This is a genomic window from Streptomyces sp. NBC_01352 (genome assembly GCF_036237295.1).
Classification (GTDB): Bacteria; Actinomycetota; Actinomycetes; order Streptomycetales; family Streptomycetaceae; genus Streptomyces; species Streptomyces plumbiresistens.
Genome location: NZ_CP108354.1, coordinates 6,597,881 through 6,620,081, shown reverse-complemented (window position 1 = coordinate 6,620,081; position 22,201 = coordinate 6,597,881). Strand labels below are relative to the sequence as shown.

The window sequence follows — 22,201 nt, the reverse complement described above, 5'->3', positions numbered from 1 at the left end:
TCGTTTCCCATGGCGACGGGGTCTTCGGGGTGGATGCGGGCGGGGGTGACAGGGTGGGTGAGCTGAGGAGCATGGCGGCGTCGTTCGTCGTGTCCGGCCCGCAGGGTGTGGCTGTCCGGACCCGCCTCAAGCACCTGACAGCCGGCGATGAGAAGGTGCTGCGTCTGGTGGGTGCGCATCTGGGGTCGCTGGCCTCGAAGGATCTCAAGGCGCGCTGCCGGGACGGTCTGGAGCACTCCGGCGGGACGTGGGCGGTGCGCAAACGGGGGCTGACACCGCTCTCGTCGTCGCGGTGGGCGGGCAGTATCACCAAGGCCACGCACGACCAGTGGGCGTTGGCCCGCCGCTGCCAGCTGGCGCACATCCGGAACCTGGAAGCGGGCATCCGCACCATCGAGCACCGGCGGTCCCAGCCGGTCGGCCAGAAGGGAACGAAGAAGGCGCCCGGGGGTTACCGGTCCCAGCGGGAGTGGCATGCCAAGTCGAGGCGGCTGCGGGTGCTTCAGGACCGGCTGACTACCGCGCGGGCCGACCGTGAGGCCGGCCTCGTGCAGGTCGTACGGGGCGGCAAACATCTGGCCCGCACCCGGCACCACCTGGAGGCGGCACGCCTCACGGAGTCGGCGTGGCGCGGGCGTTGGGAGGCGGAGCGCTGGTTCTGCCAGGCGGACGGGGAGTCCGGGAAGCGGTACGGCAACGAGACGATCCGGGTCAGCCCGGACGGCGAGGTGAGCATCAAACTGCCCGCACCGCTGACCCATCTGGCCAACGCCCCGCACGGACGGTACGTCCTGGCCTGCCGGGTCACGTTCGCGCACCGGGGTGAGCAGTGGGCGGATCGTGTCGCGGCCAACCGGGCGATCGCCTACCGCATCCACCTGGATACGGGCCGGGACCGCTGGTATCTGACCGCGTCCTGGCAGATCCCGCCCACCCCCACCCTCCCGATCGAGACGGTGCTCGCCCACGGCGTGATCGGTGTCGACATGAACGCCGACCACCTCGCCGCCTGGCGCCTGGACGCCCACGGCAACCCGACCGGTGCCCCGCGCCGTTTCTTCTACGACCTGTCCGGCACCGCGCCCCATCGTGACGCCCAGGTCCGCCACGCCCTCACCCGCGTCCTGCACTGGGCCAGCACCTGCGGCGTCAAGGCGATCGCGGTCGAGGATCTGGACTTCGCGGCCGAGAAGACCCGCGAGAAGCACGGCCGCAGGAAACGCTTCCGGCAACTGGTCTCCGGCATGCCCACCGGGAAGCTCCGCGCCCGGCTGGCCTCGATGGCCGGCCAGACGGGGATCGCTCTCATCGCGGTGGATCCGGCCTACACCAGCCGCTGGGGCGCCCAGCACTGGCAGAAGCCCCTCACCACGACAACTCGTAGGGCCACTCGCCACGATGCTGCCGCCGTGGCGATCGGAAGGCGCGCCCAGGGACACCCGATCCGGCGACGGACGGCACCGCCCCCACAGCACCGGAGTGATGCGGTGGGGCATCGGACCGTCCAGGCCAGGCCAGGCGTTCCTGGGCGTGAGGGAACCCGCCCCCGCATTCCCGGACCACGGACACGATCCGTGCCGCCCGGGCGCGGAGTGAACGCGGGCAACCAGAACGCCCAACACCGTCCGGGGCGTTCGGCCGAGCATGAGACCTGGCAACAGGAATCACTCCCGCTCAGTCCCTAGGAACGGTGGTTGGCGGCGATGCCGTGGAGGAGGGCGGCGGCCTGCTCGTGGAGGTCCTCGTAGGCCGCCGTACCGAACATGCGGGCGCGCGGCCGGTGCACGGCGGAGGCGAGCAGCCCGGGCGCCCTGGCCTCGGGCGCCCGCCCACCGAAGGCGACCTCGGCGAGCGCGGTGACCTCCGCGACGGTGAGGTACCGCGTCATTCCCCGAGCCTCCGCAACAGCCCCGCGTGCGCCGAGGCGAGCCGCTCCCCGACGGAGCGCACGCCCAGGGCCTCTTCGTCCAGATATCGCCGTACGGCCTCCCGCGCGATGTCCTCGGGCAGACGACCGCACGCGTCGGCGAGGTCGTCGAGGGCCCGGCCGTCGGACGGGTCGAGGCGAAGCGTGAGCTCGTGCATGGACGGAGGCTAGGCCCCGCGATCACCGTTCCACGACCGGTTTACGGTTCACCGCTCCCGCAGCCGCGTGGTCACCCAGGCTCCCACCAACGCCACCCCCGCCATCGGCAGGAACACCGCGGCGAAGGCCGCCGGATGAGACCCGGACGCCTCGGTGGCCGCATGGGTCACCGTGCCGCCTCCCAGCGCGGCGAACGCGGCGCCGCCCATCGCCAGCAGGATGACGTTGGACAGGCCGTCGGAGATCTGAAGGGCGGCTGAGTTGGTGCCGGCCTCGTCGGGTGCGGAGAGGTGGAGGAGCAGGACGCTGGTGGAGGAGATCACCAGGCCCATCCCGAAGCACCCGAAGCCCCAGGCGACCGCAAGGGTCCAGGCGGGCACGGCCTCGATCAGCACACTCGGCGCGGCGGCGATCGCGGCGGCGACCAGCACCATCCCCACCGTCATCAGACGGTCCCGGTACGGCCCCACCCGCGGCCGCGCCTGCACCCACGACCCCAGCGCCCACGTGACCCCGCCCGCCGCGAGCGAGAACCCGGCCAGCGTCGGCGACAGCCCCCGCTGGGTGACCAGCATCAGCGGCACGAACGACTCGGCGGCGACGAACGACCCCGCCGCAACGCCCCGCAGCAGCACGACGGAGGGCAGCCCGCGCGCCGCCCGGTACGTACCGCGCGGAAGCAACCCGAGTACGGCGGGCACCAGCAGCGCGACGCCGGCGGCGGCCGGGAGGAGCGAGAGGGGGCGCAGATCCTGGGCCGCGTACTGCAGCAGACCGGCACCGAGGGAGATCCCGAGGGCGAGCCGGATCCGGCGTCGGTCGATCGACCCGCTCCCCTCGGCCCGCTCCACCGCCCCGGCCGCCCGCCGCCGTATCTGCGGCAGCGCGAGCGCCAGCGGAAACACGACCAGCACCGGAATCCCGACGAACACCCACCGCCATCCCAGATGTTCGGTCACCGCCCCCGAGGCGAGCGGCCCGACGATCGACGGCACGACCCAACTGGCCGCGAACGCCGCCATGATCGCCGGCCGCAACCGCTCGGGATACACCCGTCCCACCACGACGTACAGCGCCACGATCACCAGCCCGCCGCCGAGCCCCTGCACGGCCCGCCCGAGAATGAACAGCCACATGACCCCCGCGGTCCCGGACAGCAGCAGCCCCGCGGCGAAGGCCCCGATCCCGGCGGTCAGCGGCCCGAGCGGCCCCCGCCGGTCCGACCACTGCCCGGACAGCACCATCCCGAACAGCGAGGTCGTGAAATACCCCGAGAACGCGAACGCGTACAACGACACCCCGTCCAGCTCCCGCGCCGCGACCGGCATCGCCGTACCGACCGCGGTCGCCTCGAAGGCGATGAGCAGCACGACGGACACGATCCCGACACTGAGCGCCCGATACGGCCGACTCAGCACACTCTCGTCGACGGAGGGCAGGTCGGAGGCGGTGTCCGCGACGCCGGTGTCGCGTGGGTCCAGAGCGGTCATGGTCGCCAGCGTAAGGGCCACGGGCCCGTTTGACCCCTGTCGAGAGATGGGCCCGCCCCTGGACCTTGGTCGTACGACCACCCCCACGCACCGCCCTTTCATGAACGGCGTATGGCAGTCCCGTTGCAGGCCCGGCGATTCCCTTGAGCCCCTTCCCGACCGGGCCGTACGGTCAAGTCACCGAGCTACCCGGGAGCGTGACCGGGAAGCCCGACCGATTGATCACGGCCGTATGCCCGAGTGGTTGAGGGGCTCGCCTGCAAAGCGAGTTACGTGGGTTCGAATCCCGCTACGGCCTCCACTGCACCGGAACGTCTACTGCACCCGGAACGTCTCCCCGTACATCTCCCACCGCAGCGGTGTCTTCAGGTCGAGGTTGCCGTCGTCGAGGAATCGCCGCTGGGTCGTGTCGATGCGGCTGGTGTCGCGCTGGGGGTCTTCGTGCTTCATCGCCTTGCGGTGGAGGTTCAGGAAGGCATCGAGGTAGGTCTTCTCCGTGCCGCCCTGGGACGGGATGTCCGCCTCGGCCATGGCTGTCTCGCGCAGGCCGTAGAAGCCGCGTGGGCCGGTGCCGGGGCCGTGCAGGACCATCGCGTCGTAGTAGATGAACTGACCCAGCGTGCCGAGCCCGTCGAGCTTCGCGAGGCGCACGGCGGGGTCGAAGTAGATGCGGTCGCGCTCGGTGTCCTGGGCCTTGCGGAAGGCGGCCTTCTGCGCCTCCTTCGCCCAGGCAGTGGTGAATCCCGGGTCCAGTCCCTCGTGGGAGTCGCTGCCGTCGACCTCGCGCAGGGCGGGCAGATAGCGGGCGAGGCCGTTGTCCGGGTGGCTCTTCGTGTAGCGCTCGACCAGCGTGAGCAGGTCGTGGGTGCCGGTGCAGAAGCCGACGATGCCGGCCGTGTAGCCGTTGCCGTCGCCGAGGTCCTCGATGTAGTCGTACTGGCCGCGCCAGTCGAGCGTGGAGTTCTCCGCGGTCGCCAGGATCTGCTGCGCGAGTTCCTTCTTGGCCGGGGCGCCGAGGCCGGGCGGCAGCTTGGCGATCAGGGCGTCGTCCCTCGCCCGTTCCGCCTCCGTTGTCGGTCCGGTGCCGGGCCGGCCCGCGCCGGAGGCCTGGGCTCCGCCGCTGTCCGACGAGCCCGGCAAGGGCGTCGAGCCGCAGCCGGACACCAAGAGGAAGATCGCCGCCGTGGCCACCGGGGCGACGGCGCGAAGGAGACGACGCGGACGATTCATGCCGCACAGAGTACGGGCGGTCGAAAGAGTGCTCGACCGCGGGTTTCCGTACCGGGGTGTGATCATGGCGGGGTGCCTCCGCTCAGAGCACCCCGCCCACTCAGAGCACCCCGCCCGCCTCGTCCCGGAACGCCTCGGTCCAGTAGTGCCGGCCTGCCTGCGTCGTCGTCCCCGTCGGGTCGACGGTCGACAGGACCTGGATCATCGTCGCGGCCAGTTGGTCGTGCGTGTCCGCGGTCAGGCCGTGGGAGAGGTCCTCGTCGATGGCTCGCTCGCGGTGGAGCAGCCAGAGGGTGAAGCCCAGGGTGGAGATGTCCGTGTTGAGGGGGTGGAGGGTGGCGTCGGACTCGCTCCAGTCGAGGACCGCGCCCGTCTCGCCGTCGAGCACGAGGCTGTGGTTCTCGACGAGACCGCCCAGGCGTATCAAGTGGGCTGCCCGGGGCGGGAGTTCGGCGGAGGGGTGTTCGGCGTGGTACTCGGCCAGCGTGGCCAGCGGCACGTCCGTGTCGAGGTGGAAGGGGAAGGCGTCCTCGGGCAGGCCCGTCTCGCGCAGGAAGCGGCGGGTCGCCTCGTGGGTGAGGGTGGCGGGGAAGTCGACGTCCTCGAAGCGGGCCACCTTGCCCCGGCCGAACTCCTGGTCCAGCAGGCGGGCCGGAAGGTCCAGGGCGAGCCCGGACAGCGTGCCCGGTCCGGCGACCAGGGACAGGGGGCGGATCAGCGCGGCCATCTTCCAGAACGGCGGCACCTCACCGCCCGTCCCCTCCTGGAACACGGCCAGCAGTTGGCGTGACGCCTCCGCCACGGTCTTCGGGCCGAAGCGGCCGGCGTAGGAGGCGAACCGGCCTCGCAGCGAGGCCAGTTCGTCCGTCGCGGTCGCGAACCGCAGCAGCCGCTCCAGCGACGGCGCGAGTGGGCGGCGGCCCATCAGGTCGGGGCGGTCGTGGAGGAAGTAGGTCGTCGAGATCTCGCCGGTCGTGCCGTTCAGCAGGACGGACTCCGTCTCCAGGCCGCCGGGGCCCACCAGTTCGCCTATGACCAGCTGGTCGCACAGGTCCGAGGCCAGGCGGTCGGTGTCGCCGGTCGAGTCCGCCACCGTCCTGAGGCCGTCCCGGCTCAGTTCCGCGAAGGTGAACAGGCCGCTGTCGCCCGGGAGTCCGGGTCCCGTCAGCCAGCGGCGCGTCGACGCGTGTGTGACGTACGGATCCAGCTCGGCCTCGGTCAGCGTGATCGTCGCCGGGCCGGCGTAGGTCGTGCTCATGTGTTCCCCCGAATGTGCTTCTCTCAAGTCCCGCGCAGGGCACGCGCAGCCGCCCCGTTCCGGCGGCCGTCCCAGCCGTCCCCACTGCCCAGAACACTACGCGGCACCACTGACAACGCCCCGGACCCGACGCGCCCCGGCCCACCGGATCAAGCGCCCCGTCCCAGGAGACGCTCAGACCACCCTCGCGCGTTCCCTTCCGGCGAGGATCTTCGCCACGGTTTCCTCCACCGCCAGTTCCGAGGAGTCCAGCCACAGCCCGATGCGCGGCGTCTTCGCCCGCAGCGCCCCGTCCAACTCCTCGACCGTCCAGGCCCCGTACCCCGTCTTCGCCCGCCCCGACTCACGCGCCGCGACGGCCTCCGGGCTCGGCGCCAGGACGACCACGTACAGCGGGCGGGTGCGCACCAGTTGGACGTACGCGATCAGGTCCGCGCCCAGCACCACGTCCTGCACCACGGCGGTGAAACCGGCTTCGGCGTACGCGTCCGCGGTCGCCGCCGACAGCCGGTACCGGAGCCGGAGTTGGGCCTCGCCCCCGCCGCCGATCTCACCCTCGCCGCCGATCCCACCCTCGCCACCGGGCTCGTACTCCTCGCGCCCGGACACGATCATGCGCCGGAACACGTCACCGCGGACATGCGCCGCCCGCGGCAAACTCTCCGCCGGCGCCTGCGCGACCGTCGACTTGCCGGAGGCCATCCCGCCCGTGATCAGTACGACGCCGCGCATCACACGAGGTACACGCCGCCCAGCACCACGATGATCGCCGCCAGCAGGAACAGCAGGACCCACACCGCGAACTTGCCCACGCTCGGCGCGGGTTCGTAGCGCGGCTCCTCCTCGGTCTCCGGCTCGGGCGTGCTCACTGTCCCGTCACCACCGCGGCCTGCGGCCGGATCGGCAGCCGGTTGACCGGGCGGCCCGTCGCGGCGCGGACCGCGGCGGCGATCGCTGCGGGCGACGTCACCACCGGCACCGCGCTGACCGCCTTCGCCCCGAAGGGGGCGACCACGTCCCGTTCCTCGACCAGCTTCACGATGCGGATCTCGGGCGCGTCCAGGGCGGTCGGCAGGGCGTAGCCGGTGAGGTCCGGATGGCGGATCAGCCCGCGCGCGCTGCGCAGGTTCTCCGTGAGGGCGATGCCCAGCCCCTGGGTGACGGCGCCCTCGATACGGGCCACCAGCTGGGTCGGGTTCAGGATCCGGCCGACGTCCTGGGCGAGCGCCAGCTCCACCACCCGCACCGAGCCCAGCTCGATGTCGACGTCCACCACCGCGCGGATCGCGCAGAACGCGAGGCCCACGAAGGCGTCGCCCTGGCCGGTCTCGTCCAGTGGTTCCGTCGGGTGCGGGCGGCACTGGGCGGTCGCCCACAGTTCCTTGCCGTCCATCGCCTCGGTGACGGTGGTCGACAGGACGCCGTCGTACGACGTGATCTTGCCGTCGGTGATCTGGAGCAGCTCGGTGGACATGCCGAACTTGTGCGCCAGGGGCTGCAGAAGCTGGGTGCGGACCATCTTGGCCGCCCGCTCCACCGCGCCGCCCGACACCCAGGTGTGGCGGCCGCGGCTGCCCGGGCCGGCCGGCGGCTGGTCGGTGTCGACCGGGGCCACGTGGACCTCGTCGATACCGAGGGTCTCCTGGACGATCTGCCGGGCCAGTGTGGTGAAGCCCTGTCCCGTCTCGACCGCCGCGCACAGCACCGTCGCCACGCCGTCCTGGACCCGGACCGTGGCCGTGGAGACCTCGTCCGCGCCCTCCGCGCCCAGCATGTGCACCATGCCCAGGCCGTAGCCGACGCCCCGGCGCACCGCGCCCGGTTCGCCCGCGCCCTCGGGGCCGCCGGGCAGCAGCCACTCGTCCTCGGGGGTGTCCTTGGGGAGCGTGGGCAGCGGGAAGTCCCGTACGGCCTGGAGCAGTTCGGCGACCGGCGCCGGGCAGGTCACCGTCTGGCCGGTCGGCAGGACATCGCCGGTGGCCATGACGTTGCGCAGGCGCAGCTCCGCCGGGTCCACGCCCAGCTTCTTCGCCAGCTTGTCCATCTGCGCCTCGTAGGCGGCGCACACCTGAAGGGCGCCCTCGCCGCGTACGTGGCCGGAGGGCGGGTTGTTGGTGCGTACGGCCCAGCCCTCGATGAACGCGTTCGGGACGACGTACGGCCCGCAGGCGAACGAGACGGCGGCGGCCAGCGCCTCCGACGAGGTGTCCGCGTAGGCGCCCGCGTCGAGCAGGATCTGCGCCTCGACCTTCACCAGCTTGCCCTCGGCGTCGGCGTGGTGGCGGTATCTCAGCAGGGTGGGGTGTCTGTGGACGTGCCCCAGGAAGGACTCTTCGCGCGTCGCGGTGAGCTTGACCGGGCAGCCGGTCTTCAACGCCAGCAGGCCCAGCGGGAGCTGGAAGCCCTGGTCCTCGCGGTCGGCGGTGGCGCCGGGGACGCCGGTGACGACGACCTTCACGCGCTCGGGTTCCAGGCCGTAGCAGGCGGCGGCCGTGTCGCGGTCGGTGTGCGGGTCGGTGGAGGCCACGTACAGCTCGACGCCGCCGTCGGGGCGCGGTACGGCGAGGCCGGCCTCGGCGCCGATCGGGGCGGGGTCCTGGCGGCCGATGCGGTAGAGGCCCTCGACGACGATCTCGCCGGCCGCGTCCGGGTCGCCGTGGCGCAGCGGGATGTGCCGGATCAGGTTGCCGTCGGGGTGCAGGGGCTCGGCCTCGAAGGCCTGCTCGGGGTCGGTGACCGGGTCGAGTACTTCGTACTCGACGATGACGGCGGCCGCCGCCATGCGCGCGGTGTCGGGGTGGTCGGCGGCGACGGCCGCGAGGGGCTCGCCGTGGTGGCGCACGACCTCGGAGGCGAACACCGGACGGTCGGCCTTGCCGCGGCCGTGGACCGGCCTGCCGGGCACGTCCTCGTGGGTGATGACGGCCCGTACGCCGGGCATCTCGCGCGCGTGGCTGGTGTCGATGGACACGATGCGCGCGTGCGCGTGTGGTGAGCGCAGTACGGCCGCCCACAGCAGGCCCTCGGCCCACAGGTCGGCCGCGTAGGGGAAGGTGCCCTCGGTCTTCGCACGGGCGTCGGCGGCCGGCAGAGCGGCTCCGAGGCCGTGCGGGATCGATTCGGGGGCGGGGGCTGCCTCCGCGGCGGTGGTCGCGGTGGCGGCTTCGTTGCTCACGCCTGGCCTCCGTCCTGTCCCTGTCCATTGCGGTACGAATGGTCGTGCCGTTCGACGGGTTCGAACGCCGACGGGTTGACGCCGCCGGCTCCCGGACCCGCCTGGTGCGGAATACGTGCCTCGTCCGCGTCCGTCTCAGTGTCCGCCGCGGAGTGCGCCTCGCGTTCCGCGACGACCTCCTTGACGGCCTCCACGACGCCCCGGTAGCCGGAGCAGCGGCACAGGTTGCCGCACAGCGCCTGGCGGGTCGCCATCTCGCTCGGCGCCGGGTTGCCCTCCAGGAGGTCGTGCAGGGTCATCGCCATGCCGGGCACGCAGAAGCCGCACTGCACGGCGCCGCACCTGGCGAGCGCCCGCTGCACGTCCGAGGGCTGTCCGTCGACGGCCAGGCCCTCGACCGTACGGACCTCGCTGCCGGCCGCGGTCACGGCGGGCACCAGGCAGGAGGCGACGAGCCGTCCGTCGACCTGCACGTTGCAGGCTCCGCACTCGCCCTGCGAGCAGCCGTCCTTGGCACCGGCGAGACCGAGCCGCTCACGCAGCACGTAGAGCAGGGACTCGCCGATCCACGCGTCGGTGACGGGGCGGTCGACGCCGTTGACGCGCAGGACGTAGGAGGCGAGGGGGTGTTCCTCGCCGGAGGGCGGGGGCGGGGGCGCGGCCTCGCCGTCCGGAGTCCGCGCGCTCTCCTCGTCGGCGTCCGCCTCCAAGGCGTGCTCGACGGGAGGCTCCGCGGCCTCGTCAACGGCCTCAGCGGCCCCCTGAGCCTCCTCGGACGCCTCGTCCGGCTCTCCGGCCTCACCGCCCCCGTGAGCGGCCTGTGAGGCGGCTACGACGGGCTCGGCGGGCGCTTCGGTGTACGGCGGCTCGGTGGGAGCGTCCGATGCTTCGGCGTACGACGGCCGGGCGGGCGCCTCGGACGTGTGCGACCGGGGCTGTTCGTGGTCGTGTCCGGCCGGGCCGGGCTCGACGGGTGCGTCGGTGTCCGGGGCGAACCCCCGCGGCGCGTGCGCGGCCGAGGCGAGGCCGCCTTCGCCGGGGGCGTGCGCGGCGGGCTGCTCGTGCGCGTGCCCCGCCTCCGCCGAGGGGTCGGCCGCGGGCACCTGCTGCGCCCACGGCTGTCCCGCGCCCTCCGTCGCCCACGGGGCGGGCGCGCCGCCCGGGAGCGTGGCCGGCGGGGTGCCGCCCCACTGCTCGACCAGGGACGACGTGGTGAACTCGCCCGATTCGTCCGGCAGGTCACCGCCGGCGACGGGGATCGACCACTGCCCGGTCACGTCGTGACCGGGCGCCGGAGCGCCCGTCTCCTCGAAGTTCCACTGCCCCGTGGCGCCCGGGTTGTACGTGAACCGGTCGTTGCCGGCGTCCTGGGGCGCCGCGTTCGGGTCGGGCCACTGGACACCCTCGGCGGGCCTCGCCCAGGCGTCCGTCGCCGCCGGGTCGTTGCCCGCGGGGCCGGCCGGGTTGGCCGTTATCTGCGGCGGCACATAGCCGTGACCGGGTGCGGCGAGCGGGTCGGCGGAGGCCAGAAGGGCGTCGATACCGCCTTCGGGGAGCTTCACGAAGGCGGTGGCGCCGTCGTCGTAGTCGCCCTGGGGCAGCGGGTCCCAGCGGCCCGCGCCCTGGGGCGTGCCTTCTCCGTGCTGGTCGTCGGTCACGACAGCGCCCTCCCCAGTGCTCGTCGGGCCAGCGCGGCGACGGTGCGCCGCAGGTGCAGTACGGCGGGCGGAAGCTGTTGTACGGAGCCGTCCTCGGCCGGGCCCGGTTCGGGGATGCAGGCCGCGGCGACGTACTCGCCGAAGGCGCTGAGGGCCTCCGGGACGATCGTGCGGCTGTTGTCCCAGTCGATCAGCCGGGCCACCCACTGCTCGGCGTCCAGGGGCCTGAGCGGCATCGGCGCTATGGCGCCCACCGCGCACCGGACCCCGCGGCGGGCGGGGTCGAGGACCAGGGCGACGGACGCGAGGGCCCGGCCGGGGCCGGTGCGGCCGGTCGCCTTGAGGAAGACCTGCGGCGCGTGCAGCAGGGGCACGCGCACGTAGCCGATGAGCTCGCCGGCGCGCAGCATCTCCATGCCGGCCAGCAGGTGCGACACCGGGATCTCCCGGCGGGCCCCGCCCGGGCCCGCGATGATCAGCGTCGCCTCCAGGGCGGCCAGCACCGGAAGCGCGTCCCCGGTGGGGGACGCCGAGGCGATGTTGCCGCCCAGGGTGCCCGCGTTGCGGATCTGCGGCGGGCCGGCGGCGCGCGCGGAGGCCGCGAGCGCCGGGATGAGGGCGGCGAAGTCGGGTCGGCCCATGCGCGCGTGGGTGAGTCCCGCGCCGAGCAGGGCGTGGCCGTCCTGGTACTGCCAGCCGCGGATCTCGCTGATCCGCCCGAGGCCGACCAGTGCGGCGGGCCTGAGCTGTCCGGAGTTGACGGCGGCCATCAGGTCGGTGCCGCCGGCCACGGGCACGGCGGCGGGCATGGCGGCCAGTGCCGCCACGGCCTCGTCCAGCGATGTGGGCAGCGTCACGGCCTGCGCCGCCTGCGGTGCGTGCGTGGTCAAAACCGGCTGCCCCTTCCCGCTGCCCCACCTGGTCCCACCTGTGTTGCCGTACGGTACGTGCTGACAGGGCGGACGTGGCAACTCTGGCACATCTTCGCAGGACCCGAGCGCGGGGGTCCGCTAGGAGGCATTCGCCCACCTCACCAGGGAGATGGTCCGTTTTCGTACGGCATCACCGGTGCGTACTGATTGACACTCTTCGTTGACTCTTGCGGGTTTTCTCCCTTACCTGTTCGGGGGCGGTCCGTCGATCGGGCGGCCGAGCACACCGGGCCGCCGCTGCCACGGCAGGGGCCCCGCCGGCGGCCGGTAGCCGACCCCCAGGGCGTCAAGTCGCCGGTAGTGGACGGCCATCCGCCGCTCGAAGTCGGCGAAGTCCCGTGCCGCCGGGGCGGTCAGGGGACTCCAGGCCACTTCCGCGAAGGCCGCCAGCCGGGGGAAGGTCTGGTAGTCCACACGCCCTTGGTCCTCCATCACCTCGGTCCACACGTTGGCCTGCGCGCCGAGGACGTGCGCGGCCTCCTCGGGCGTCAACTCCGGTGGAACGGGTTCGAACCGATAGACGTCCTCCAGTGTGCGGACGTAGGCGATGGGGACCGGCTCGTCCGCGCCCGCGTCCTGCCGGTAGTCCAGGTACACCTGCTGCTCCGGGCACATGACGACGTCGTGTCCGGCCCGCGCGGCGGCGATCCCGCCCTGGTACCCACGCCACGAGGAAACCGCCGCCCCGTCCGCGAGACCGCCCTCCAGGATCTCGTCCCAGCCGATGAGCCTGCGCCCGCGCGCGGAGAGCCACGTGTCGAAGTGTCCGATGAACCAGGACTGCAACTCGTCCTCGTCCGCGAGTCCGAGTTCTGCGATACGGGCCTGGACGAAGGGCGACTCCCGCCACTGCTCCTTGGCGCATTCGTCGCCGCCGATGTGAATGAACTCGGAGGGGAACAGCTCCAGCAGTTCCTCGAACACCCCCTCGTAGAAGCGAAGGGTGTTGTCAGAGGGTGCGAGTACGTTCAGAGAGATGCCCCAACTGTCCCAGACCGAGAGGGAGGTCGTGTCGATGACGTCGGTGTTGCCGAGTTCCGGGTACGCGGCGATGGCGGCCTGCGAGTGGCCGGGTACGTCGATTTCGGGGACGACGGTGATATGCCGCTCGGCGGCGTAGGCGACGATCTCCCGGATGTCGTCCTGGGTGTAGTAGCCGCCGTGCGGCTTCTCCTCCCACAGCGGTGAGGCCCGGTGACCGAATTTCGTCCGCGCCCGCCAGGAGCCGGTCTCCGTCAGCTTCGGGTACCGCTTGATCTCTACGCGCCAGCCCTGGTCGTCCGTCAAGTGGAAGTGGAAGACGTTGAGTTTGTGCGCCGCCATCAGGTCGAGGTAGCGCAGGACCCCCTCCTTCGGCATGAAGTGCCGGGCCACGTCGAGCATCAGGCCGCGCCAGCGGAAGCGGGGGGTGTCCTCGACGAATGTGCCGGGTACGAGCCACTGCCGGCCGGGGGCGACGGGAGCCCGCCGGAAGGCATCGGGACCGAGCAGCTGACGGAGTGTCTGCGCGCCCCAGAACACCCCGGCCGGTCCTCCGCCGTGGATGGTGATGTCGTCCCCGTTGACGTACAGCTTGTAGCCCTCCGCGCCGAGGTGGCCGGCGTCCTCGGGCTGGACGCGCAGCCGGACGGTCTCGCCGTCGTCCCCCGCGCCGGGCGGCAGCGCGAGCCCCGTCGCGGCGCCGAGCACGCCGCGCAGCCAGCGGGCGGTCACCTCGGTACCGGGACCGGCGTCGATCACGGTGGCCTCGTCGATCACGAAACCGCCCGCCGAGTCGATGTCCCTCCACGTCGCGGGCGCCGGAATCAATCCCGTCGTCAAAGTCACGTCAGTCCTTAACCGCTCCGCCCAGCCCGGAGACCAGTCGTCGCTGTACGAGTACGAAGAAGATCAGTACCGGAATGGTCATCACCGTGGAGGCGGCCATCACACCACCCCAGTCCGGGTCGTCCGGCTTGTAGAAGACGAGCAGCGCCATCGGCAGGGTCGACTGCGAGGTGTCGCTGATGATGAAGGACTTGGCGAACAGGAAGTCGTTCCAGGCCGAGATGAAGGAAAACACGCTGGTGGCCACAAGCCCGGGGAAGACCAGCGGGAAAAGGATCTGCCACAGGAATCGCGCACGGCTCGCCCCGTCGATGTACGCGGCCTCCTCCAGCGCCTCCGGTACGGCTTTCACGAAACCGCGCAGCATCCAGATCGCGAAGGGCAGCGAGAAGGCGATGTGCGGCAGGATCAGCGCGCCCAGTGTGTTCAGCTGCCCGAAGTCCCGCATGAGGAAGAACAAGGGGATCGTCAGGGCCTCCACGGGCACCATCTGCGCCACCAGAAACATGATCAGCAAGGTGGTCCGGAAGCGGAACCGGAATCGCGTCACGGCGGTCGCCGCGAGAAACGCGATCAGTGCCGAGACGATCACGACCGTGCACGCCACGACCAGGCTGTTGAGGAAGTAACGGCCGAATTCCTGCTGCCCGAAGACCCGCCGGAAGGAGTCCAGGGAGGGCGCGAGCGTCCAGGGCCGGGGCTCGGACGACTCGATCTCCCCGGCCGGTTTGAAGGCGCTGAGCACCATCCAGTAGAGGGGGAAGGCGACGACGACCGCGATCAGCAGCGCCGAGGCCTCGGCGGCCAGCCGCCACGGGCGCTGCACTCTCAGACGTGCAAGATTCACAGTTCCTCCCCCTGCCGGCGCAGCAGCCTCAGGTACACGAGCGTGGCGGCGAGCAGGAGCAGCAGCATCACCACGCCGATCGCGGAGCCGAGGCTGTACTTCGATGACGCGAAGGCCTGCTGGTAGGCGTACACGTTCAGGACGAGGTTCTGGCCGGCGATGCCGCCGCCGTTCGTCATGACGTAGATCTGGGTGAAGACCTTGAAGTCCCAGATGACCGACTGGATGGTGACGACGGTCAGGATCGGCCGGAGCATCGGCGCGAGGACCGAGCGCCAGATGCGCCACTGCGAGGCGCCGTCCAGGGCGGCGGCCTCCAGCACCTCGCCCGGGACGGCGCGGATACCGGCGTACACCGTGACCATGACGAACGGGAAGGAGCACCACACCACTTCGAGCAGGACGAGGAAGAAGGCGCTGTAGCGGCCGTACGTCCACGAGTGGTCGCCGAGTCCCAGGACCCGGTTCACGGGCCCGAAGTCCGGGTCGAAGAGGAGCAGCCACACCGTGGAGCCGGTGACGGCCGGGGTCGCCCAGGCGCCCAGCGCGGCCAGCATCAGGACGAGCCGGGGCAGGGCCCGCACGCGGGTGAGCAGTACGGCGAGCGCGCAGCCGACCGCCAGCGTCGACACGACACAGGCCGCCGCGAAGAGGACCGTCGCCAGCAGCACCTGCCAGAACTGCTCGTCCCCGAACAGTTCTGCGTAGTTGCCGAATCCCTCGAAAGTGGTCGGTTCGCCGCCGCTGACCTGGGCCTGGGTGTACTGGAAGAACGAGATCAGGCCCAGCTGGTAGATCGGGTAGACGAGCAGCCCACCGAGGACGACGAGGGCGGGGGCGAGATACAGCCAGGGGGTACTTATACGCCCCCAGGGGCGCGGGGCTGTGTTGGATCTGCGGCTACCGCCGCGTGGGCGCGACCAGCCCCCCACGACCCGCAGCCGCCAACGACCCGAAAGCCCCGAGCTCTCAGGCACCGGCGTCACCCGGCGGAGCCGAACGCGTCGTCCATCTTCGTCGCCGCGTCCTTCGAGGCCGCCGCCACGTCCTTCTTGCCGCTGATGACCTCCTGGAACATGGTCGGCAGGACCAGCGAGGAGTCGATCTGCGACCAGGCCGGCGAGGCGGGGACGAACTTGGTGCCCGCGGCGAGGGTCTCCACGAACGGCTTCACGAACGGCTCCTTCGCCGCGACCTCCTGCCGTACGTCCCCGAAGGTCGGCAGGAAGCCCATCGCGTCGAAGAGCTCGGTCTGCGTCTTCTTCGAGGCGAGCTGTTCCATCAGCTCGACGGCGAGCGTGCGGTGCGAGGTGCTCTTCAGTACGCCGATGTTGTTGCCGCCGGCGAACGCCGGGGCGATCGAGCCCGGGCTGACCCCGGGCAGCGGCACCACCGCGTACTTGCCCTTCACCTTCCCGGCCTCGACGGCGGTGTGGCTGAAGTCGCCGCCGATCGCCATGGCCGCCTTGCCCGCGGCGAACGCGGTGATGGTGTCGTTGCCGCCCATCCCCGCGCACTTGGCGGCGGGACAGTTGTCGTCGCCGAAGAGGGACGTGTACGCCTTGATGCCCTTCTGGGCCGCCGCGCTGTCGATGGCGGAGGCGTACGACCCGCCCTTGCCGGTGGCGAGCTCGCCGCCGTTGGCCCAGACGAAGGGCATCGCGCCGTACATGTAGGCGCCGCCGACGACGAGGCCGTACAGGTCGGGTCTGGCCGTGCGGATCTCGCGGGCGGTGGAGGCGAGTTCGGCCATGGTCGTCGGGAGTTCGAGTCCGAGTTCGTCGAAGACGTCGGTGCGGTAGTACAGGGCGCGGACGCCGACGTAGAAGGGCGCGCCGTAGAGCTTGCCGTCCACGGTGACCGACTGCTTCGCGGTGGGGTCGGTGTCCTTGGCCTCGCTCCAGTCGCCGAACTCCTTGGTGACGTCGAGGAGTCCGCCGTCCTTCACATAGCCGGCCGTGTCGGTGTTGCCGTACTCCATGACGTCGGGAGCGGACTTCGGGTCGTTGAAGGCGGCCTTGACGCGCTGGGCGCGGGTGTCGATCGGGATGTACTCGACGTCGACCTCGGTGCCCTTGTGGGCCTTCTCGAAGTCGGCGACGACGGAGTCGACGACCTTCTGCTTCGGGTCGTTGCCGACCTCCTGGAAGAGCCAGACGCGCAGGGTGCCGGTCTCCTCGTCCTTGTCGGAGGAGGCGTTGTCGGACGTCTGGGGGGCGCAGGCCGTGACGACGAGAGCGGCCAGGAGAAGAGCGGGGAGTCGGGGCGAGAGCTTCATGGACTGGTTCCTCCGAGCGTTGCAACATATGCAATGAAGGTTTCGCTCTGCACAACACAACGGAGGCTAGGGACTACATGAACATGCCGACAAGAGGTCTCAACCACTCTGTGACCAGGTGACGCACCCCGTGCAACGACAGAACACGACAAAGGCCCCCGAGGCGCATGAAAACGCGCCTCGGGGGCCACACGGACCTCGGCCGGAAAGGACTGTCCCGGCCGGAAGCACTACCCCGGCCGGACCGGCCGGAAAGAACTACTTGTCGCCGCCCTTGCCCTTGTCGTCGTCGCCACCGGCTCCCATGGACTCGTAGATCTCCTTGCACATGGGACACACCGGGTACTTCTTCGGGTCGCGGCCCGGCACCCAGACCTTGCCGCACAGCGCCACGACGGGGGTGCCGTCGAGGGCGCTCGCCATGATCTTGTCCTTCTGGACGTAGTGGGCGAAGCGCTCGTGGTCGCCGTCGCCGTGGGACACCTGCGGCGCCGGCTCTACGAGGGTTCCCGTCCCAGTACCTCGCTGCGGCTGGGGCTCAGGCTCAAGAGTGCTCATAACAGCCAGGGTACTGAAGCTCACACGCATCAGTTGAGCGAAGGGTCGTCCGGATACGTCGCCACCATCGCGAGCTCGTTGCGCTGGCGGCGCAGGACCTCGCGCCAGAGTCTTTCCGGGGCCGGGGAGGAGACGTCGCCGGGCTCGGACTCGACGACGTACCAGGCGCCCTCCACCAGCTCGTCCTCCAGCTGGCCCGGGCCCCAGCCGGCGTACCCGGCGAAGATCCGCAGGCTGCCCAGCGCCGAGGCGAGCAGTTCCGGCGGGGCCTCCAGGTCGACCAGACCGATCGCGCCGTGCACCCGGCGCCAGCCCAGCGGGGCCCCGTCGACCGACGCGCCGCCCGGGATGACGGCCACCCCGAGGGCCGAGTCCAGGGAGACCGGGCCGCCCTGGAAGACCACCCCGGGTTCGCCGGCGAGCTCCGCCCAGCCCTCCAGGATGTCCCCCACGTCCACCGGGGTCGGGCGGTTGAGGACGACACCGAGGGAGCCCTCCTCGTCGTGGTCGAGAAGGAGCACCACCGCGCGGTCGAAGTTCGGGTCCGCCAGGGCGGGCGTTGCCACGAGCAACCGCCCTGTGAGCGAGGACACCTCGGTCATGCCAGACATGATCCCGCATCTTCCCCATGTGCGGGGAGGCAATGCGGGTTCGTGAGTGAATGCAGCTCAGGGCGCACCGGTGCGCCGCACGCGCACGCCCTGCGCCGGTGACCCCATGTGCCCGACGCGGAACCGTTCGTGTTGTGACAGAGCTATGACGGTCCTGGACCGTCCTTGGGCTTACTGAAGGGGGGTGCGTGGCGATTACCCTTTCCCTCCTGGCCCCTGCCCCACTCATCGGAACGCGAGATACATGACCGTCAACGGCAATGACGACGTACTGCTTGTCCACGGCGGAACCCCGCTGGAGGGCGAGATCCGTGTCCGCGGTGCGAAGAACCTCGTACCCAAGGCCATGGTCGCCGCCCTGCTGGGCAGCGAGCCGAGTCGACTGCGCAACGTTCCGGACATCCGAGACGTGCGTGTCGTACGCGGACTGCTGCAACTGCACGGGGTGACGGTCCGTCCGGGTGAGGAGCCGGGCGAGCTGGTGATGGATCCGACGCACGTGGAGAGTGCGAACGTCGCCGACATCGATGCCCACGCGGGGTCGAGCCGTATCCCGATCCTCCTCTGCGGCCCGCTGCTGCACCGCCTCGGGCACGCGTTCATCCCCGGTCTCGGCGGCTGCGACATCGGCGGCCGGCCCATCGACTTCCACTTCGAGGTGCTGCGGCAGTTCGGCGCGACGATCGAGAAGCGGGCGGACGGTCAGTTCCTGGAGGCGCCGCGGCGCCTGCGCGGTACGAAGATCCGGCTGCCGTACCCGTCCGTCGGCGCGACCGAGCAGGTCCTGCTGACGGCCGTCCTCGCCGAGGGTGTCACCGAGCTCTCGAACGCGGCCGTGGAGCCGGAGATCGAGGACCTCATCTGCGTCCTGCAGAAGATGGGCGCCATCATCGCGATGGACACCGACCGCACGATCCGCGTCACCGGCGTGGACCGGCTCGGCGGCTACAACCACCGCGCCCTCCCGGACCGCCTGGAGGCCGCCTCGTGGGCGTCCGCGGCGCTGGCGACCGAGGGCAACATCTACGTCCACGGCGCCCAGCAGCGCTCGATGATGACGTTCCTCAACACCTACCGGAAGGTGGGCGGCGCCTTCCAGATCGACGACGAGGGCATCCGCTTCTGGCACCCGGGCGGCCAGTTGAAGTCCATCGCCCTCGAAACGGACGTGCACCCCGGCTTCCAGACGGACTGGCAGCAGCCGCTGGTGGTGGCCCTGACCCAGGCCACGGGCCTGTCCATCATCCACGAGACGGTCTACGAGTCCCGCCTCGGCTTCACCTCCGCGCTGAACCAGATGGGCGCGCACATCCAGCTGTACCGCGAGTGCCTGGGCGCCTCCAACTGCCGCTTCGGCCAGCGCAACTTCCTGCACTCCGCGGTCGTCTCCGGCCCCACCCGCCTCCAGGGCGCCGACCTGGTCATCCCCGACCTCCGCGGCGGCTTCTCGTACCTCATCGCGGCCCTGGCGGCCCAGGGCACGTCCCGCGTCCACGGCATCGACCTCATCAACCGCGGCTACGAGAACTTCATGGAGAAGCTGGTGGCGCTCGGCGCGAAGGTGGAACTCCCTGGTAAGGCACTCGGCTGACCACAGCCCGGCAGCCCCGGCCCCGAGCAGCACAGGCCCCGGCCGGGGGTCCGGGGGTTGCCCCCGGGCAGACACAGCATGGAGAAGCTGGTGGCCCTGGGAGCCAGGGTCGAACCCCCGGGCAAGGCACTCGGCTGACCACAGCCCGGCAGCCCCGGCCCCGAGCAGCACAGGCCCCGGCCGGGGGTCCGGGGGTTGCCCCCGGGCAGACACAGCATGGAGAAGCTGGAACTCCCTGGCAAGGCGCTCGGTTAGCCACTGCCTGATGACGACGATGGGGCGGCCACCCTCACCGGGTGGCCGCCCCATTCGCGTTGCTGAGCCCCGTACGCAAGTCCCGTCGCGTACGCGAAGGCTTACTTGCCCTTGGCGGCTTCCTTGAGCTTGCTGCCGGCGGAGACCTTCACGCTGTAGCCGGCCGGGATCTGGATCGGGTCGCCGGTCTGCGGGTTGCGCGCGGTGCGAGCGGCACGGTGGGTGCGCTCGAAGGTCAGGAAGCCGGGGATGGTGACCTTCTCGTCGCCCTTGGCGACGATCTCACCGACGGTCTCGGCGAACGCGGCCAGAACGGCGTCGGCGTCCTTGCGGGTGACCTCGGCGCGGTCGGCCAGCGCGGCCACCAGCTCACTGCGGTTCATGTTGTTACTCCCGTGTTCTTCTTGCTGTTGAGGCGTGCCACGCGGCGGAGCCGCACATTGGGCACAGCGAAGTCGATGCTGCCAGGGCCCTCGGACACTACCGGGACCCGGGTCCGTCGCCGGACCCTCGCGCCCAGAGACGCATCCTGCCCCTACCTGCGGCGGGAAAGCCAATCCGGCACCCCCAGGAGTCGTGAGAACACCCTTGGGAGTCACACGAAAAGAGGGCTGAGCCTGGCCGACACGATAAACGTCGGCCAAGAGGGCCGGGTTCCACGACGCGCCGGTGTCAGGCCTGCCGTGGCAATCCTCACAACCGGGCCGCGCCCGCGAGGGATCCCGGGCGGCTACGAGGCCGCGCCCGCCGCCTTCGCGGCCTCCCGCACCGCCCCGGCGACCGCTCCCGCGACCTTCTCGTTGAAGACGCTCGGGATGATGTAGTTCGCGTTCAGCTCGTCCTCGGTCACCACGTCCGCCAGCGCCTTCGCCGCCGCGATCATCATCTCGGTGTTCACCGTGCGGGACTGCGCGTCCAGCAGACCGCGGAAGACACCCGGGAAGACCAGCACGTTGTTGATCTGGTTCGGGAAGTCGCTGCGGCCGGTGGCCACGACCGCGGCCGTCTGGCGGGCGATCGCCGGGTCGACCTCGGGGTCGGGGTTCGCGAGCGCGAAGACGATCGCGTCGTCGGCCATGCCGGCCACGTCGTCGCCGTCCAGCACGTTGGGTGCCGACACGCCGATGAAGACGTCCGCGCCGTGCACGGCCTCCTTCAGCGTGCCCGTCAGGCCCTCGGGGTTGGTGTTGTCGGCGATCCAGCGCAGCGGCGAGTCCGCGGCGGCGTCCACGAGGTCCTCGCGGCCGGCGTGCACGACGCCGTGGATGTCGGCGACGACGGAGTTCTTCACGCCCGCGGCGATCAGCAGCTTGAGAATGGCCGTACCGGCCGCGCCCGCACCGGACATGACGACCCGGATGTTCTCGATCGCCTTGCCCGCCACACGCAGGGCGTTCGTCAGGGCGGCGAGGACGACGATCGCGGTGCCGTGCTGGTCGTCGTGGAAGACGGGGATGTCGAGGGCCTCGCGCAGCCGGGCCTCGATCTCGAAGCAGCGGGGCGCGGAGATGTCCTCGAGGTTGATGCCGGCGAAGCCCGGGGCGATCGCTTTGACGATCGCGACGATCTCGTCGGTGTCCTGGGTGTCCAGGCACAGCGGCCAGGCGTCGATGTCGGCGAAGCGCTTGAAGAGGGCCGCCTTGCCCTCCATGACCGGCATGGCGGCCATCGGGCCGATGTTGCCGAGGCCCAGGACCGCCGAGCCGTCGGTCACGACCGCAACGGTGTTGCGCTTGATGGTGAGGCGGCGGGCGTCCTCGGGGTTCTCGGCGATGGCCATGCAGACGCGGGCGACACCCGGCGTGTAGATCATCGAGAGGTCGTCACGGTTGCGGATCGGGTGCTTGGACTGCATCTCGATCTTGCCGCCGAGGTGCATGAGGAACGTACGGTCCGAGACCTTGCCGAGCGTGACGCCCTCGATGTCGCGCAGCTGCTCGACGATCTCGTCGGCGTGCGCGGTGGAGGTGGCCGCGATGGTGACGTCGATCCGGAGCTTCTCGTGTCCGGACGCGGTGACGTCGAGGCCGGTGACCGAGCCTCCGTGGGACTCGACGGCCCCGGTGAGCTGGGAGACCGCGGTTCCGCTCGCGGGCACCTCCAGCCGGACCGTCATCGAGTAGGAGACGCTGGGCGCCGTTGCCATGGCCGACTTCCTCTGCTTTCACCTGTGCGCTGGATGCCGTCCGATCGTCGCACCTACCGTCGAGTAGGCGTTAGCCGGGTGGGATTGCGAACGTTGTGTTCGCGGGCCCGGGGGCATGAAAGAGACCCACGTCACGTGGTGACGTGGGTCTCTCGAACATGCTGAACGTTCAGCGGCACCGACCCGCCATGCTCGCCTCGCGGCAAGTGGTCGCTCGTAGCGACGAAGGTTGGGCCCGGGGGCTTGGATCGGGCCGGTG

At 71.1% G+C, this 22,201-nt stretch carries 20 protein-coding genes and 1 tRNA gene; 3 read left to right on the top strand and 18 right to left on the bottom strand.

Annotation, left to right across the window (positions count from 1 at the left end; translation table 11 throughout):
• Nucleotides 1–53 precede the first annotated feature (53 nt).
• Complete coding sequence (locus OG252_RS30795; protein ID WP_329340174.1) at nt 54–1,685, top strand: transposase; 1,632 nt, start codon at nt 54–56, stop codon at nt 1,683–1,685.
• Here the strand turns inward: OG252_RS30795 and OG252_RS30790 are convergent.
• Genes OG252_RS30790 through OG252_RS30780 form a run of 3 tightly spaced genes read right to left on the bottom strand, consistent with a single transcriptional unit; the run spans nt 1,682 to nt 3,576 of the window.
• Entirely contained in the window at nt 1,682–1,888 is a 207-nt protein-coding gene (locus tag OG252_RS30790; protein WP_443068437.1) for a hypothetical protein, read from the bottom strand. The two genes, OG252_RS30795 and OG252_RS30790, sit on opposite strands and share 4 nt — an antisense overlap.
• Entirely contained in the window at nt 1,885–2,085 is a 201-nt protein-coding gene (locus OG252_RS30785; protein ID WP_266438891.1) for a hypothetical protein, read from the bottom strand. The genes OG252_RS30790 and OG252_RS30785 overlap by 4 nt, the downstream gene beginning before the upstream one ends.
• A gap of 48 nt (nt 2,086–2,133) precedes the next feature.
• Nucleotides 2,134–3,576 (bottom strand): MFS transporter, encoded by a 1,443-nt coding sequence (locus OG252_RS30780; RefSeq protein WP_266438888.1) that lies wholly within the window; start codon nt 3,574–3,576, stop codon nt 2,134–2,136.
• Between the two features lie 226 nt (nt 3,577–3,802).
• On the opposite strand from OG252_RS30780, the gene OG252_RS30775 reads away from it, so the two are divergent.
• Nucleotides 3,803–3,877: transfer RNA gene (locus OG252_RS30775), tRNA-Cys, on the top strand.
• A gap of 14 nt (nt 3,878–3,891) precedes the next feature.
• Here the strand turns inward: OG252_RS30775 and OG252_RS30770 are convergent.
• The 13 genes from OG252_RS30770 to OG252_RS30710 form a co-directional block, all read right to left on the bottom strand.
• A complete protein-coding gene (locus tag OG252_RS30770; RefSeq protein WP_329340171.1) occupies nt 3,892–4,806 on the bottom strand; it encodes a chitosanase in 915 nt (304 codons plus the stop codon).
• Nucleotides 4,807–4,906: 100 nt separating this feature from the next.
• Nucleotides 4,907–6,064, bottom strand: coding sequence for an SUKH-4 family immunity protein (locus tag OG252_RS30765; protein WP_329340169.1), 1,158 nt, complete (start codon nt 6,062–6,064; stop codon nt 4,907–4,909).
• A 174-nt stretch (nt 6,065–6,238) separates the two neighbouring features.
• Entirely contained in the window at nt 6,239–6,796 is a 558-nt protein-coding gene (locus tag OG252_RS30760; protein WP_329340167.1) for an AAA family ATPase, read from the bottom strand.
• Nucleotides 6,796–6,933 carry a hypothetical protein gene (locus OG252_RS30755; RefSeq protein ID WP_266438879.1) on the bottom strand — a complete coding sequence of 46 codons (138 nt, stop codon included), beginning with the start codon at nt 6,931–6,933 and terminating at the stop codon, nt 6,796–6,798. Before OG252_RS30755 ends, OG252_RS30760 begins: the two co-directional genes overlap by 1 nt.
• Nucleotides 6,930–9,239 (bottom strand): xanthine dehydrogenase family protein molybdopterin-binding subunit, encoded by a 2,310-nt coding sequence (locus OG252_RS30750; protein WP_266438877.1) that lies wholly within the window; start codon nt 9,237–9,239, stop codon nt 6,930–6,932. The genes OG252_RS30755 and OG252_RS30750 overlap by 4 nt, the downstream gene beginning before the upstream one ends.
• On the bottom strand, nt 9,236–10,897 hold the full coding sequence (locus OG252_RS30745) for a 2Fe-2S iron-sulfur cluster-binding protein (RefSeq protein WP_329340164.1): 1,662 nt from the start codon (nt 10,895–10,897) through the stop codon (nt 9,236–9,238). Before OG252_RS30745 ends, OG252_RS30750 begins: the two co-directional genes overlap by 4 nt.
• Complete coding sequence (locus tag OG252_RS30740) at nt 10,894–11,787, bottom strand: FAD binding domain-containing protein (protein WP_329340162.1); 894 nt, start codon at nt 11,785–11,787, stop codon at nt 10,894–10,896. The genes OG252_RS30745 and OG252_RS30740 overlap by 4 nt, the downstream gene beginning before the upstream one ends.
• Nucleotides 11,788–12,012: 225 nt before the next feature.
• Nucleotides 12,013–13,656, bottom strand: a complete 1,644-nt coding sequence (locus OG252_RS30735; protein ID WP_329340160.1) for a beta-N-acetylhexosaminidase — start codon at nt 13,654–13,656, stop codon at nt 12,013–12,015.
• 1 nt (nt 13,657) lies between these two features.
• Nucleotides 13,658–14,503 (bottom strand): carbohydrate ABC transporter permease, encoded by an 846-nt coding sequence (locus tag OG252_RS30730; RefSeq protein WP_266438866.1) that lies wholly within the window; start codon nt 14,501–14,503, stop codon nt 13,658–13,660.
• Nucleotides 14,500–15,444, bottom strand: coding sequence for a carbohydrate ABC transporter permease (locus OG252_RS30725; RefSeq protein ID WP_406498968.1), 945 nt, complete (start codon nt 15,442–15,444; stop codon nt 14,500–14,502). The genes OG252_RS30730 and OG252_RS30725 overlap by 4 nt, the downstream gene beginning before the upstream one ends.
• 41 nt (nt 15,445–15,485) lie before the next feature.
• A complete protein-coding gene (locus OG252_RS30720) occupies nt 15,486–16,781 on the bottom strand; it encodes an extracellular solute-binding protein (RefSeq protein WP_266438863.1) in 1,296 nt (431 codons plus the stop codon).
• Nucleotides 16,782–17,039: 258 nt separating this feature from the next.
• Nucleotides 17,040–17,339, bottom strand: a complete 300-nt coding sequence (locus tag OG252_RS30715; protein WP_266438861.1) for a DUF3039 domain-containing protein — start codon at nt 17,337–17,339, stop codon at nt 17,040–17,042.
• A 29-nt stretch (nt 17,340–17,368) separates the two neighbouring features.
• A complete protein-coding gene (locus OG252_RS30710; protein ID WP_266438858.1) occupies nt 17,369–17,941 on the bottom strand; it encodes a YqgE/AlgH family protein in 573 nt (190 codons plus the stop codon).
• Between the two features lie 253 nt (nt 17,942–18,194).
• Between OG252_RS30710 and murA the strand changes: the two genes are divergently transcribed.
• Nucleotides 18,195–19,541, top strand: coding sequence for a UDP-N-acetylglucosamine 1-carboxyvinyltransferase (gene murA / locus OG252_RS30705; protein ID WP_266438854.1), 1,347 nt, complete (start codon nt 18,195–18,197; stop codon nt 19,539–19,541).
• 356 nt (nt 19,542–19,897) lie between these two features.
• Here murA and OG252_RS30700 read toward each other — a convergent pair whose 3' ends face one another.
• Entirely contained in the window at nt 19,898–20,179 is a 282-nt protein-coding gene (locus OG252_RS30700; RefSeq protein ID WP_007382399.1) for an HU family DNA-binding protein, read from the bottom strand.
• A 347-nt stretch (nt 20,180–20,526) separates the two neighbouring features.
• Complete coding sequence (locus tag OG252_RS30695) at nt 20,527–21,942, bottom strand: NAD-dependent malic enzyme (RefSeq protein WP_266438852.1); 1,416 nt, start codon at nt 21,940–21,942, stop codon at nt 20,527–20,529.
• Between the last annotated feature and the right edge of the window lie 259 nt (nt 21,943–22,201).

Coding starts and splice junctions, on each gene's coding strand:
- OG252_RS30790 (WP_443068437.1), bottom strand. CDS start 1,888: ATGACGCGGTACCTCACCGTCGCGGAGGTCACCGCGCTCGCCGAGGTC.
- OG252_RS30785 (WP_266438891.1), bottom strand. CDS start 2,085: ATGCACGAGCTCACGCTTCGCCTCGACCCGTCCGACGGCCGGGCCCTC.
- OG252_RS30780 (WP_266438888.1), bottom strand. CDS start 3,576: ATGACCGCTCTGGACCCACGCGACACCGGCGTCGCGGACACCGCCTCC.
- OG252_RS30770 (WP_329340171.1), bottom strand. CDS start 4,806: ATGAATCGTCCGCGTCGTCTCCTTCGCGCCGTCGCCCCGGTGGCCACG.
- OG252_RS30765 (WP_329340169.1), bottom strand. CDS start 6,064: ATGAGCACGACCTACGCCGGCCCGGCGACGATCACGCTGACCGAGGCC.
- OG252_RS30760 (WP_329340167.1), bottom strand. CDS start 6,796: ATGCGCGGCGTCGTACTGATCACGGGCGGGATGGCCTCCGGCAAGTCG.
- OG252_RS30720 (WP_266438863.1), bottom strand. CDS start 16,781: ATGAAGCTCTCGCCCCGACTCCCCGCTCTTCTCCTGGCCGCTCTCGTC.
- OG252_RS30715 (WP_266438861.1), bottom strand. CDS start 17,339: ATGAGCACTCTTGAGCCTGAGCCCCAGCCGCAGCGAGGTACTGGGACG.
- OG252_RS30710 (WP_266438858.1), bottom strand. CDS start 17,941: ATGACCGAGGTGTCCTCGCTCACAGGGCGGTTGCTCGTGGCAACGCCC.
- murA (WP_266438854.1), top strand. CDS start 18,195: ATGACCGTCAACGGCAATGACGACGTACTGCTTGTCCACGGCGGAACC.
- OG252_RS30700 (WP_007382399.1), bottom strand. CDS start 20,179: ATGAACCGCAGTGAGCTGGTGGCCGCGCTGGCCGACCGCGCCGAGGTC.
- OG252_RS30695 (WP_266438852.1), bottom strand. CDS start 21,942: ATGGCAACGGCGCCCAGCGTCTCCTACTCGATGACGGTCCGGCTGGAG.